At 29.1% G+C, this 13,666-nt stretch carries 12 protein-coding genes; 8 read left to right on the forward strand and 4 right to left on the reverse strand.

Annotated elements, in window-relative coordinates:
* The first annotated feature begins 1 nt into the window (after nucleotide 1).
* The 4 genes from ETU08_RS08480 to pgi all read left to right on the forward strand — a co-directional run bounded on the left by ETU08_RS08480 (nucleotide 2) and on the right by pgi (nucleotide 4,651).
* On the forward strand, nucleotides 2-577 hold the full coding sequence (locus tag ETU08_RS08480; RefSeq protein ID WP_146262597.1) for a DNA-3-methyladenine glycosylase I: 576 nt from the start codon (nucleotides 2-4) through the stop codon (nucleotides 575-577).
* A gap of 316 nt (nucleotides 578-893) precedes the next feature.
* On the forward strand, nucleotides 894-2,114 hold the full coding sequence (hflX, locus tag ETU08_RS08485) for a GTPase HflX (RefSeq protein ID WP_146262598.1): 1,221 nt from the start codon (nucleotides 894-896) through the stop codon (nucleotides 2,112-2,114).
* 28 nt (nucleotides 2,115-2,142) lie between these two features.
* Complete coding sequence (locus tag ETU08_RS08490) at nucleotides 2,143-2,784, forward strand: GH25 family lysozyme (protein ID WP_221410548.1); 642 nt, start codon at nucleotides 2,143-2,145, stop codon at nucleotides 2,782-2,784.
* A gap of 214 nt (nucleotides 2,785-2,998) precedes the next feature.
* On the forward strand, nucleotides 2,999-4,651 hold the full coding sequence (gene pgi, locus ETU08_RS08495) for a glucose-6-phosphate isomerase (protein WP_146262599.1): 1,653 nt from the start codon (nucleotides 2,999-3,001) through the stop codon (nucleotides 4,649-4,651).
* 178 nt (nucleotides 4,652-4,829) lie between these two features.
* Here pgi and ETU08_RS08500 read toward each other — a convergent pair whose 3' ends face one another.
* Entirely contained in the window at nucleotides 4,830-5,015 is a 186-nt protein-coding gene (locus ETU08_RS08500; protein WP_146262600.1) for a hypothetical protein, read from the reverse strand.
* Nucleotides 5,016-5,384: 369 nt separating this feature from the next.
* Nucleotides 5,385-6,056 carry a hypothetical protein gene (locus ETU08_RS08505; RefSeq protein ID WP_146262601.1) on the reverse strand — a complete coding sequence of 224 codons (672 nt, stop codon included), beginning with the start codon at nucleotides 6,054-6,056 and terminating at the stop codon, nucleotides 5,385-5,387.
* 192 nt (nucleotides 6,057-6,248) lie between these two features.
* Between ETU08_RS08505 and pncB the strand changes: the two genes are divergently transcribed.
* The 4 genes from pncB (at nucleotide 6,249) to ETU08_RS08525 (ending at nucleotide 11,851) form a co-directional block, all read left to right on the forward strand.
* A complete protein-coding gene (pncB, locus tag ETU08_RS08510) occupies nucleotides 6,249-7,409 on the forward strand; it encodes a nicotinate phosphoribosyltransferase (protein WP_146262602.1) in 1,161 nt (386 codons plus the stop codon).
* Nucleotides 7,410-7,699: 290 nt separating this feature from the next.
* Nucleotides 7,700-8,992 (forward strand): phosphopyruvate hydratase, encoded by a 1,293-nt coding sequence (eno, locus tag ETU08_RS08515; protein ID WP_146262603.1) that lies wholly within the window; start codon nucleotides 7,700-7,702, stop codon nucleotides 8,990-8,992.
* 208 nt (nucleotides 8,993-9,200) lie between these two features.
* Nucleotides 9,201-10,487, forward strand: coding sequence for a citrate synthase (locus ETU08_RS08520; RefSeq protein ID WP_146262604.1), 1,287 nt, complete (start codon nucleotides 9,201-9,203; stop codon nucleotides 10,485-10,487).
* A 2-nt stretch (nucleotides 10,488-10,489) separates the two neighbouring features.
* A complete protein-coding gene (locus ETU08_RS08525) occupies nucleotides 10,490-11,851 on the forward strand; it encodes a DUF2851 family protein (RefSeq protein ID WP_146262605.1) in 1,362 nt (453 codons plus the stop codon).
* Nucleotides 11,852-11,868: 17 nt separating this feature from the next.
* Here ETU08_RS08525 and ETU08_RS08530 read toward each other — a convergent pair whose 3' ends face one another.
* Nucleotides 11,869-12,531: a rhomboid family intramembrane serine protease gene (locus ETU08_RS08530; protein ID WP_146262606.1), complete on the reverse strand. Its 663-nt coding sequence runs from the start codon at nucleotides 12,529-12,531 to the stop codon at nucleotides 11,869-11,871.
* 3 nt (nucleotides 12,532-12,534) lie between these two features.
* Nucleotides 12,535-13,581, reverse strand: a complete 1,047-nt coding sequence (locus ETU08_RS08535; protein ID WP_185145305.1) for an NAD(P)/FAD-dependent oxidoreductase — start codon at nucleotides 13,579-13,581, stop codon at nucleotides 12,535-12,537.
* Nucleotides 13,582-13,666: the final 85 nt, after the last annotated feature.

Raw genomic sequence — 13,666 nt, forward strand, 5'->3', positions numbered from 1 at the left:
TATGGCTATTCAGCGTTGTGATTGGGTGGGAAAAGAGGAAATCTATATAAAATATCATGATCTTGAGTGGGGAAAGCCCGTTTATGAGGATTCAACTCTTTTTGAATTCCTAGTATTAGAAGGATTCCAAGCAGGTTTAAGTTGGATTACTATTTTAAAAAAAAGAGAAAATTTCAGAAAAGCCTTTGATAATTTTGACTATACGCTAATATCTAAATACGATCAAAAAAAACTAGATGAATTATTAGTTTGTGATGGTATAATTAGAAATAAGTTAAAAATAAATTCAATAGTTACCAATTCTATTCATTTCATGAATATACAAAAGGAATTTGACAGCTTTTCAAACTACATTTGGTCTTATGTAAATTACCAACCCATAGTAAATGGTTGGGAAGATATAAATGATGTACCTACTTCAACTCCTTTATCTGATCTTATTTCCAAAGATTTAAAACAAAGAGGATTTAAATTTGTAGGAACAACCATCGTTTATTCTTTCTTACAAGCTATTGGCATTGTTAACGATCATCTAAAAAAATGTATTTGTTATAAAAATTTGGCACTTACTAAATAAATTTTTACCTTTGTTTTTTTAAATAAAAAAAATCATTAAACAAAGTAACATTACTTTTTACTACATTTTAGAATCAAATGATTATTTAAACAAATTCCAAATATTAAGTCCTACTAAGATCGTTTTAATTAACTATTCATGATTAGTAAAGCCTTTTACTAATCAATTTTCAAACTTTATATAACTATAAACTAAAATAATATTGGTATTTTAGCTTAGACTAAATTTTAAAAATTTAAATTTAGATCTATAGAATCTATTCATGGTTCTAAATTCAAACTAAATTAATTGAAGCTAAAAAATTATAAGCAAATATATGCTAGAAAAAAAAGAAACCCATTATGAAAAAGCCATCTTGGTTGGATTAATTACCCCTTTGCAAGATGAAGAAAAACTTAAGGAATACATGGATGAGTTGGAATTCTTAGCCAACACAGCCGGTGCTGAAGTATATAAAAGATTTACCCAAAAATTGGAACAACCCAATCCTCGCACCTTTGTAGGTAGTGGGAAAATGGAAGAAATATTAGAATATGCAAATGAGAATGAAATTGATACCATAATTTTTGATGATGAACTCAGCCCATCTCAACTTAAAAATTTGGAAAAAGAATTAGAAAAGAAAATCATAGATCGTACAAATTTAATATTAGATATTTTTGCACAACGTGCCCAAACTTCGTATGCACGGACACAGGTTGAGCTTGCACAATATGAATATTTACTTCCACGCTTAACCCGTATGTGGACTCACTTGGAAAGGCAGAAAGGTGGTATTGGTTTAAGAGGTCCGGGAGAAACGGAAATTGAGACCGACCGAAGAATTATTCGAGATCGAATTTCTTTACTAAAAGATAAACTTAAAGTAATTGATAAACAAATGGCAACCCAGAGAAACAATCGGGGCAAACTTGTTCGAGTTGCCTTGGTCGGGTATACCAATGTAGGAAAATCCACTTTGATGAATGTATTAAGTAAATCAGAAGTTTTCGCAGAAAATAAATTATTTGCTACACTTGATACAACTGTTAGAAAAGTAGTTATCGGTAATCTTCCATTTCTTCTTACTGATACGGTAGGATTTATTCGAAAACTACCTACTCAATTGGTGGAATCATTTAAATCTACCTTAGATGAAGTTCGGGAAGCAGATCTCTTGGTTCATGTGGTTGATATTTCACATCCTAGTTTTGAAGACCATATACAATCGGTAAATTCAATTCTTGCAGATATAAATTGTTCCGATAAGCCTATGATTATGCTTTTTAATAAAATAGATAATTTTACTTTTGAAAAAAAGGATGAAGATGATCTTACGCCAATCACACAAAAAAATTATTCCTTGGATGATTGGAAAAAAACGTGGATGGCTAAATCACAACATCCTACCATCTTTATTTCTGCACTAACCAAAGAAAATTATAGTGATATGAAAAAATTAATTTATGAACAAGTAAAAGATATACATACCCAACGTTTCCCTTACAATGACTTTTTATTTGAATACTTCGATGAGGAAGGAAACCATTTAAACTAGATTCTTTTATTATATAAAATTTAAGAATATGAAATTTAAGAACAAGAAAATACTTCTCATCATGGGAAGTATTTTACTTTTAATATTAATAATTTTACTAGCATTATATACCGGTTGCCTTCGGTTTAATTATCCTTCGAAGACTGAATATCCAATTAGAGGTATTGATATTTCTAGACACCAGAATAATATTCAATGGGATCTTATAGATACTACTGAAGTACATTTTGTATATATAAAAGCTACGGAAGGAAGCGATTTTATTGATAGAAAATTTAGTTACAATTGGAAAAAAGCTTGGGAAAGAAATATTCCCGTAGGAGCTTATCACTTTTTTACATTTTGTAAAAGTGGGAATGATCAAGCCAATAATTTTATTAATACAGTCCCTAAGTTAAGCGAGATGCTACCTCCTGTAATTGATCTTGAATATGGGGGAAATTGTAAAACCAGCCATTCTAAGAATGAAATCTTAAAGGAAATTAAAATTTTTGAAGAAAAAATACATAATTATTACGGGAAAAAACCAATTTTATATGTAACTCAAGAATTTTATGAAGATTTTTTAATGGATAAATTTCACGATAATCCATTATGGTATAGAAATATTTATCACTCACCAAAAATCAAAGGGGACAGAAATTGGTTATTTTGGCAATATAGTAATTGAGGCCACATGAATGGTATTAACACTTACGTAGATTTAAATGTTTTCCATGGGAATAAAAAAGATTTTAAAAGATTATTAAATTAATAATACAACATAAGTATTTGATATTTAATTGTCATATTTAAACAAGTAAATTTATTAATGTATTTATTAATTTTATTAACTTTGATTAAACTTAAAAACAACTTATAAATAATCTAGTTAAAATATTAAAATGGCGCTATCAAAAATTAATCCAAAGGAAACAAAGTCTTGGAAGTTACTTGAAGAACATTATAATAATGTAAAAGATAAACATCTTAGAGATTGGTTTAAAGAAGATCCCAATCGATTTAACAAATTTTCAATACAGCTCGACGATCTATTGTTTGATTATTCAAAAAATAGGATTGAAGAAAAAACCATAGAATTGTTATTGCAATTGGCTGAAGAAACCAATCTTAAAGAAGCTATTGAAAAACAATTTACCGGTGATAAAATTAACGGTACTGAAAATAGAGCTGTTCTGCATACTGCATTAAGAAATAGAGATAACACCCCTATTTTTGTAGATGGTGAAGATGTAATGCCTAAAGTAAATAAGGTATTATCACAAATGGAAAAATTCTCCAATGATATAATTTCTGGAAATTGGAAAGGATACACAGGCAAAGAAATTACAGATGTTGTTAATATCGGTATTGGAGGATCTGATTTAGGGCCTTTAATGGCTGTTGAAGCTTTGAAACATTATAAAACCCGATTAAATATACACTTTGTCTCCAATATTGACGGAACACATATAGCTGAAACATTAAAACCTTTAAATCCTGAAACTACCTTATTCATTGTAGCTTCCAAAACATTCACTACGCAAGAAACCATGATTAATGCCCACACCGCACGTGAATGGTTCCTAAAACAAGCAAAATCTGAAGCAGAAATAGCTAAACATTTTGTAGCTCTTTCAACCAATGAAAAAGAAGTTACCAAATTTGGAATAGACAAGAGTAATATGTTCGAATTCTGGGACTGGGTAGGTGGTCGCTATTCTCTATGGTCTGCCATAGGACTTAGTATATGTTTAGGAATAGGTTTTAAACATTATACTGAATTATTAGAGGGCGGACATGAGATTGACTTACATTTCCGTAAAACTGAGTTTAATAAAAATATTCCTGTTATTTTAGCTTTATTAGGTATTTGGTATAATAACTTCTTTAATGCTGAAAGCGTGGCTTTATTGCCTTACGAACAATATTTACACCGTTTTGCTGCCTATTTTCAACAAGGAGATATGGAATCAAACGGTAAATATGTAGACAGAAATGGTAAAAAAGTATCTATACAAACAGGACCTATTATTTGGGGAGAACCTGGTACTAACGGACAGCATGCCTTCTATCAATTAATCCATCAAGGAACTAAATTAATTCCTTGCGATTTGTTAGTAGGTGCCAATAGCCTAAATAAGGTTTCTAACCAACATGAAATTTTAGTCTCTAACTTCTTAGCACAAACAGAAGCTTTGGCTTTTGGTAAAACGGAGGAACAAGTGGTTGAAGAGCTTACAAAACAAGGGAAAACTTCAGAAGAAATTGAAGCTTTAAAACCTTACAAAATATTTGAAGGCAATCGTCCTACCAATTCTATTATGTACAATGTATTATCTCCGAAATTGCTTGGAAAATTAATTGCCATGTATGAGCAAAAAATATTTGTACAAGGTGTTATTTGGAATATTTATAGCTTCGATCAATGGGGAGTAGAACTAGGCAAACAGCTGGCAGTAAAAGTTCAACCAGAATTGGCTAATGATGAAGAAATAACTTCTCACGATTCTTCCACCAACGGATTAATCAATGCTTATAAAAAAATGAGAAAATAGTTCAATTAACTAAAGTTTATAGATATTAATTTGCGAGCAAGAAAAATTTTATAGTTTTCTTGCTCTTTTCATATATAACTTCTTAGTTTTAAATTAGAGCATTTTTGGTAAACTAATTTTATAAACAAGTTTTTATATTAATAATAGTTTCATAAGTTTCAATTCCCTTGTCATAATATCATAAAACCCCATAAAATTTAGTAGAATCATTTTCACACAATTTTATATTGAAATAAGCTAATTCATATGGAGTATAATACTCTAGTTCACTACTGAAACCTCCAGGATCTTCCTTATGGAATATAAAATGGGCAGTTCCAGCATAACCAAAAGGATTTGTACCCCCAACCATTTTAATATTCATAAAGTTTTAATGAATAATTAATAAACATTTCATTTTATTGGTCAAAGTAATTGTAAGTTTTTCTTGTATATTTATTTTCATTGCCTACAAATTCCAGATTTATTCTCTCAATAACCTTATTTTTAATTCATATTTCTAATGAATCTTTGCTTTTATCTTTATTCTTAATTAAATATAAATCTGGGTAAACTTCCGATTGGATAAACTCTACCTCTGTAAAATACATTTAAATAACATAAATAACTGCCATCATACACATATATATGATTCTAACTCTCTTTTTAAATATCCAAATAATGGCTTAATAAATAAGCCATATAATTAATATAAGAAAAACTAAAAATATGAATAACTCAATCTTCTTTCTTTTTAATTAAGCACTTTATAAGGAATTTCCAATCCATCAAAATCTTTAATTTCGCTTAATCTAAGAAGTTTATCTATATAAATATCTTTCCAAACATTCTTAAATACTTCGTCACCCCCTACAGCCTCTTCATTGGTATTTATTTTTTCAAATTTCTTTTTAGTAGAAAAATTTATACTTGAAATGTAATTTTTTACTACTCCTCCTGAGGTGATATCATAGCCTATTAATTCAAAATCAGAATTTTGATATCTAAAAGTATAAGTCCAATATCCATATCTTCCATAATAATAATCTATATAGAGATTTCCTTTATTTACATTTACATATAACTCCGGAGGAAAATATATTCCTCCATCCTCATTTTCAGAAGAAAAACAATTATAGTTTGTTAGAACTGGTTCGTAATGATCTTCTTTATTAAACAAAACAATAATCCCTCTCCTATTTCTATCTAACTCTCCACGAAATTCATCTTGTATGATTTGATTTTTATCTGTACCTTTTATAATGAGTACGCAATCTTCAAGTCCATCTTTATTTAAGTCTCCAAAAACAGTTTCGTAGATATTGTATCCTGCGGGTATAAAATCTTTTGCACTTTTTTCTATACTCGTTTGAGTAAAAACTTCTATAGGAATAAATAGTATTAAAAATTTACAAATTTTTATCATAGTTATTATTTTTTACAAAAATAAATATTACTAAATTAATATTTATCTTGTTTAACATTTTTCATAATCTAGTGTAAATAAATCTTAACGAAACTATACATTCATTTTTAATATTGTATTTTTGATTATAAAATTCCTTTACTATAAAATAAAAAAAATAATTATAAATATTTAAACCTAAATCAGTCATCTATGATAATAAAATATTTTACAGATAACGATCTCTACAAATTTTCAGTCATGCATGCTATTCAAAGGCTATACCCTTGGGCTTATGTACGATATGATTTCATTAACCGAGGAAATAATGAGTTCCCCATTGGGTTTGCAGAACGTTTGAGGGATGAGATTAACCAAATGAGTTCCATTAAAATGACAAAGGAAGAAAAAAAATTCATTCTAAAAAGATGCTATTTTTTAGATCCTTTTTTCGTTGACTTTTTGGAAGGGTACCAATACAATCCTGACGAAGTTCATATCTCACAAGAGGGTGGAAAATTAAACTTATATGTAGAAGGTTTCTGGTATAGAACAGTATTATGGGAAGTACCTCTTATGGCATTAATTTCTGAACTGTACTTTAAAATGATTGGAACTGAGCCTAAAGATGTTGAAGAAAAAGCGATCAATAAAGCTTTATCTTTAAAAAATTTACAAGCGGATTATTCAGAATTTGGAACTAGACGTCGATACTCATTAGATGTACAAGATGCAGTTGTAAAATTGTTAAAAGAAAATTCTGGTGAATTTTTCAAAGGAACTAGTAATATGTACTTAGCTATGAAACATGACTGTATCCCTATTGGTACTATGCCTCATGAATGGTTTATGTATCATGGTGCTCTTTTTGGCTATAGAGCAGCCAATAATAAAGCTTTAGAAGCTTGGGTAGAGGTATTCCAAGGAAGTTTAGGAATTACATTAACCGATACTTATACTACAGATTCATTCTTTAAATCCTTTAATCTTAAATTAGCAAAGCTATTTGATGGTGTTCGTTGTGATAGTGGAGATCCTTTAGAGTTTACCGAAAAAACTATAAATTTCTACAAAGATCATAGAATTGATCCTACTTCCAAGACAATTGTTTATAGCGATTCTTTAAATTTAAACGAAATTGAAAAAATAAAACATCATATTAATGGTAGAATTCATGATACTTATGGAATTGGTACCTATCTATCCAACGATGTAGGAGTTAAACCTCTTAATATGGTTATAAAGCTTACAAAGGTTAAAGAAAACCCTAAATACGATTACATTGGAGCTGTAAAACTTTCCGATGTTCTAGGAAAAAATACTGGAGATGAAAAAGAAATAAATTTAAGTAAACTTACTTTAGGCTTAGATTGATAATATTAAGAAAAAAGGATATTTAATATCCTTTTTTTTAATAGTTCTACAAATATTATATAATAATAAATTAAATACTTTGTGAACTAACGTTTACTTATAAATATTATTTCAACTATCATTTTCAATTATTTAAAAATAACACTTTATCAATTTCATATTCGTTTTTTTTAATTAAAATTTCTTTAATAGATTGATTTAAGCTATAAAAAATGATCCATAAATATTCCATTTTCCTTAATAATTCAGTACTTTTGTAAGAAAGGTTTTAACAATCAAATAATAAAAATATGAGCTTAATAGCACAAATTCACGCAAGGCAGATTTTAGATTCCAGAGGTAATCCAACAGTAGAAGTAGATGTAATCACTGAATACGGAACATTAGGTAGAGCTGCAGTTCCATCTGGAGCTTCTACCGGTGAATATGAAGCCGTTGAGTTAAGAGACGGTGGGAATGAATATCAAGGTAAAGGTGTTTTAAAAGCGGTTGAAAATGTTAATGAAATTATCGCTCCTGAATTGATTGGTAGTGATGTATTTGAACAGGCTTTAATAGATAAAACCATGATAGATTTAGACGGTACCCCTAACAAAGGTAAATTAGGTGCTAATGCTATCTTAGGTGTTTCTTTAGCTGTTGCACAAGCAGCTGCCAAAGAATTAGGTCTACCTTTATACAGATATGTAGGAGGTGTAAATGGAAAGGTTCTTCCTGTACCAATGATGAATATTGTGAACGCTGGTGCGCATTCAGATGCTCCTATTGCTTTCCAAGAGTTTATGGTAATGCCTGTTGTTGCAGATAGTTATACAACAGCTATAAGAATGGGTACTGAAATATTCCACTCTCTAAAAAAAGTTTTACACGGTAGAGGTTTAAGCACGGCTGTAGGAGATGAAGGAGGTTTTGCTCCTAATTTTTCTGGAATTGAAGATGCCTTAGATACTATTTTGGATGCTATTCAAAAAGCAGGGTATACTCCTGGTAAAGATGTAATGCTTGCCTTGGATTGTGCTTCATCTGAATTCTGTAAAGATGGCAAATATGATTATTCAATTTTTGAAGGTGAAGGTGGAAAAGTTAGATCTAGTGAAGAACAAGCAGAATATCTTGCTGAGCTAGCGGCTAAATACCCTATTATCTCTATTGAAGATGGAATGGATGAAAATGATTGGGCTGGGTGGAAAATCCTTACAGATAAAATCGGGGATAAAGTTCAGCTTGTTGGAGATGATTTATTTGTAACTAATGTTAAAAAATTAAGTGATGGTATTCAGCAAGGAGTTGGAAATTCAATCCTTATAAAAGTAAATCAAATTGGAACATTAACAGAAACCATTGATGCAGTTCAAATGGCTCAAAATGCAGGTTATACGGCAGTGATGTCTCACCGTTCAGGAGAAACTGAAGACAATACTATTGCTGATCTTGCAGTAGCTCTTAACTGTGGACAAATCAAAACAGGATCTGCTTCAAGATCAGATCGTATGGCTAAATACAATCAATTATTAAGAATTGAAGAAAGTCTTGGTGAAGTAGCGGTATACCCACAATTCAACGCTTTTAAAATTTCTAAATAAATAATTAATTTTTAATAATAAAAAAGAGAGAATAATATTCTCTCTTTTTTTTATAATATTAATGAATATAATTTCTTATACTTACTTCTGTCAATTTCTTTTATAACCATTAATTATTCTTAAATTTATGTAGACTTTATTTATTATTGATTTTTTTATGCTAATATTATTTCATATCTTTCTATTAGCATTATAAATATTTAAAGAAATGAATGATAAAGTTAAACTATTATATAACGGGAAAGAATATGAGTATCCAATAGTTGAAAGTGTTTTAGGTGATAAAGGAATTAATATATCTAAACTTAGAGATGAAACAGGTTTAATTACTCTTGATGTTGGGTTCAAAAATACTGGGTCTACCCAAAGTAAAATTACCTATTTGGATGGTGACTTAGGTAAATTGTATTACAGAGGATATCCAATTGAACAAATTGCAGAAAAATCCACATTCACAGAAGTCATGTATCTTTTACTTGAGGGAGAGTTACCAACCCAAGAGCAATTAAATAAATTTGAAGCAGATATAAAAAAGAATAGTTTAGTAAGTGTGGAAATGGAGCAAATCCTTAAAGCATTTCCACGATCTGCTCACCCTATGGGTGTTTTATCAACTTTAACAAGCTCTCTTACGGCATTTAATCCTAAGGCTGTTAATATAAAATTTGAAAAAGATTTATACAATGCTTATACTCTACTTTTAGGTAAGTTTCCGGTTTTATGCGCTTGGACTTATCGTTTAAAACTAGGATTGCCATTAAATTACTCAGATAATCGATTGGATTATCCGCATAATTTTTATCAGATGATGTTTAAAATGCCAACGGAAGACTTAGAAGTTCAAGAAGTGGTGGTTGATGCTATTAATAAATTATTAATACTTCATGCAGAACATGAACAAAATTGTTCTGCCTCTACGGTACGTATGGTTGGTTCAGCCCATACAGGATTATTTGCTTCTATATCCGCCGGTGTATCTGCCCTTTGGGGACCTTTACACGGTGGCGCCAACCAAGCAGTTATTGAAATGCTTGAAATGATTCAAAAAGATGGGGGAGATCTACAAAAATGGGTTGATAAAGCAAAATCAAAAAATGACGATTTTCGACTTATGGGATTTGGACATAGAGTTTATAAAAATTTTGATCCTAGAGCAAGAGTTATAAAAAAAGTTGCTGATAATATTTTTAATAAGTTAGGAATTCAAGATGAAACATTGGAAATTGCAAAAAAATTAGAAGAAGTTGCCTTAAACGATCCTTATTTTATTGAAAAAAAATTATATCCTAATGTTGACTTTTACTCAGGAATTATATATAGAGCCTTAGGTTTTCCTACTGAAATGTTTACGGTTATGTTTGCTTTAGGACGACTTCCTGGCTGGATTGCTCAATGGAAGGAAATGAGAATTAACAATGACCCCATAAATAGACCTAGACAGATTTATATAGGAAATCCTAAAAGAGACTATATAGATATTAATTTGAGAAATTAATTATGTTTACATATTATAAAATTAAAACTTCTATAAACCATATAGAAGTTTTTAATTTTTTATATAATTTTAATTATACAGAAATTATACCTATGATTAACGAAAAATTTCTACACTATGTATGGCAATTCAAAAGATTTAATTTTCTAAATTTAAAAACAACGGATGGGGAAAGCCTTGAAATTATTAATACTGGAATATATAATAACAATCAAGGACCTGATTTTAAATGTGCACAGATAAAAATCAATGACTTATTATGGAATGGTAATGTTGAAATACATTTAAAATCCTCCGATTGGAACAAACATAAGCACGAAGGTGATGATTTTTATAAATCTATTGTTTTACATGTCGTTTATGAACATGATCAACAAATTAGTTCATTGAAAAATCAATCTGTTTCAACTTTAGAACTAAAATCTTATATAGATAAAGTTCTTATAGATAATTATGTAAAACTCATTCAACAGAATTATACCTTCATACCTTGTGAAAAATTTTGCAATTCCGATTTATTATCAAAATTATCATTTTCATATGAGAGCTTATATTTAGATAAGTTACAAAGCAAATGTGAACAGATTTATAATCTATATAAATCCAAAAAAAATAATTGGGAAGCTGTACTTGCCTCAATATTAGCCTATACTATGGGTTTAAAAATTAATGCTGAATCTTTTGAAGAAATTTTTAATTCCATAGATTTTAAAATTATTCAAAAAAATTCATACAATTCATTGCTACTAGAATCCTTATTTTTTGGACTTACACATCAGCTATCAGATTATAGTGACGAATATCCTAGAAATTTAAAAAAGGAATTTGATTTTCTTAGAGTAAAATTTAATATTACCGATATTAAAATTTTACTCAATTTTTTTAGACTTAGACCAGGAAATTTCCCAACTATACGACTTTCACAATTGGCTAGCCTTTTAACTCAATATCAAAATTTATTTTCTTATGTAGTTGGAGCTAAAAATATTCAACAATATTATGTTTTACTTGATGAGGTGCAAGCGTCCAGTTACTGGAATAATCATTTTACTTTTGATAAAATATCCACGTTACATTCTGTAAAAAAATTAACATCTTCTCAAAAAGAATTAATTATAATGAATTGTTTTTTACCCGTAAAATTTGCTTATTCAAAGAGTATTGGACAAAGCATGGATGAAGAAATTATTTCTCTAATTAGTGAATTAAAGGCTGAAAAAAATTCTATTATAGATAATTTCGAAAAACTAGGTTTAAATTTTAAAAATGCTTTGGAAACTCAAGCTATACTTTATTTATATAAAGAAAAATGTTCTAAAGTTAAATGCTTAGAATGTTCCATTGGTTATCATCTTTTACAATAATATGTATTGTTACAAGATTATTTTTTTTCTTTTATTACCAAATAAATTAGATAAATTAAAGGTACTAGCATAAGCAACAAATATTTTAACTCGAAATTTATATTATAGTTACTATCCTTATACATAATTACATAAATCAAGCCCATTAATAACCCCATAAAGGCTCCTCCTAAATGTGCATCATGCCCTATGTTACCTAGCTGAGTTTTCATCCCATAGATAGAATAGGCTAAATAAATAATTCCAAATATACATCCAGGTATAGGAATGGGAATAAACATCATTTGAAGAGACATCGTAGAATCCAAAATTACTGCTGCAAATATAAGTCCTGATACTCCACCGGAAGCTCCTATGGCGCTATAGTAAGAATTATTTCTATGAATAAACAAGGCTAAAAAATTACCTGCTAAAATTGAACTTATATACACTACAAAAAAGAATATCCCCCCATAGTCATTGATAAGTTTTGTTGAGAAGAAAAAAAAGGAATACATATTAAAAAAAAGATGAATAACATCTCCATGTAAAAAAGCAGAAGCTAACATTCGATCCCATTGATTTCCTTTTAATATAGCTGCTGTGTTAAATTTGTAACGATCAAAAAAATTAACATCTTTAAAACCTTTAATACTGAATAAAATTGTCAATATTATGATTCCTATACTTACAATATCCATTTCTTACGAATTAAATCTATTAATATCTATTTCTTTTTGTAACTCTACTTTATATTCCATATAATTGTATAGTTCCTCTGCCATTTTAGGTGCTAACATTACTCCTCTACTACCTAAACCGTTAAATAAAAACATATTTCTATATTTAGGGTGATTGCCTATCAATGGTCTGCGATCTATAACTGTAGGTCTTATACCTGCAAATTGCCTAACAATTTTATATTCAGTTTCAATAAATTTATTTAAGTTATTAATCAACTCATCCCTGCCTTCTGTTGTAACTAAGTCATTTATTGTTCTATAATGATAAGTAGCTCCTATATAATAATAGTTCTCATGATCGGTAGGCATTATAAAAACTTTAGATTTAACTATCGAAGTGAGATCTAATTTTTCAGCATGGATAAGCATGGTCTCTCCTTTTAATCCTTCCATTGGAAGATAACTAAAATATGGATTCTTTTTCAAAGAATATCCATCACAGAATACAATCTTTTTAGCCTCTATTTGTTTATATGAAATACAATTTTCCTTAGGTTCTAAAAGTGAAAAATCTAAGGTTTCGTCTATTAATTGATTCTTTGCAATAAGAAAGTTTCTAAACTGGCTCAATAGATCATTTACCCGTATTCTGCCCGTTTGTTTTACTCTTCCTAAACCAAAGGATGCTTTAACCTGAGGATTAGAATTTGAAATGATTTCTGAATCCAAGAAAGGAATTAAATTTTCGTTTCTTAACGACTTTTTTGACCAAGTTTTAACTTCATCTTCGTTGGCTAATACTCGGAATAAATCACATCTTTTTATTAATGGAATTTGAAGTAAATTCTCGAATTGAGTAAATTCATTGATCAATTTATCTATTTCAATTTGGGCATTCCATACGGGTGTAAATCTTTTAAGTACCACTGGATTATAAATTCCAGATGATATTACAGAGGCTGAGTTCGTAATTTTATCAATAATTTTGAAAGATTTATTGTCTTTGATTAATTGATGAGCTAAACAAGTTCCTGCCAATCCTTGACCGATAATGAGGTAATCTAACATTAATTTCAATATGTTTACAAATTTAAATAAAAAAAGCCCTGAAATGGTATATTTCAGGGCTTTTTATGTTTACTTGAATTTCATT

This window comes from Apibacter muscae, from assembly GCF_007845635.1.
Lineage (GTDB): Bacteria > Bacteroidota > Bacteroidia > Flavobacteriales > Weeksellaceae > Apibacter > Apibacter muscae.

Coding starts and splice junctions, on each gene's coding strand:
- ETU08_RS08480 (WP_146262597.1), top strand. CDS start 2: ATGGCTATTCAGCGTTGTGATTGGGTGGGAAAAGAGGAAATCTATATA.
- hflX (WP_146262598.1), top strand. CDS start 894: ATGCTAGAAAAAAAAGAAACCCATTATGAAAAAGCCATCTTGGTTGGA.
- ETU08_RS08490 (WP_221410548.1), top strand. CDS start 2,143: ATGAAATTTAAGAACAAGAAAATACTTCTCATCATGGGAAGTATTTTA.
- pgi (WP_146262599.1), top strand. CDS start 2,999: ATGGCGCTATCAAAAATTAATCCAAAGGAAACAAAGTCTTGGAAGTTA.
- ETU08_RS08500 (WP_146262600.1), bottom strand. CDS start 5,015: ATGAATATTAAAATGGTTGGGGGTACAAATCCTTTTGGTTATGCTGGA.
- ETU08_RS08505 (WP_146262601.1), bottom strand. CDS start 6,056: ATGATAAAAATTTGTAAATTTTTAATACTATTTATTCCTATAGAAGTT.
- pncB (WP_146262602.1), top strand. CDS start 6,249: ATGATAATAAAATATTTTACAGATAACGATCTCTACAAATTTTCAGTC.
- eno (WP_146262603.1), top strand. CDS start 7,700: ATGAGCTTAATAGCACAAATTCACGCAAGGCAGATTTTAGATTCCAGA.
- ETU08_RS08520 (WP_146262604.1), top strand. CDS start 9,201: ATGAATGATAAAGTTAAACTATTATATAACGGGAAAGAATATGAGTAT.
- ETU08_RS08525 (WP_146262605.1), top strand. CDS start 10,490: ATGTTTACATATTATAAAATTAAAACTTCTATAAACCATATAGAAGTT.
- ETU08_RS08530 (WP_146262606.1), bottom strand. CDS start 12,531: ATGGATATTGTAAGTATAGGAATCATAATATTGACAATTTTATTCAGT.
- ETU08_RS08535 (WP_185145305.1), bottom strand. CDS start 13,581: ATGTTAGATTACCTCATTATCGGTCAAGGATTGGCAGGAACTTGTTTA.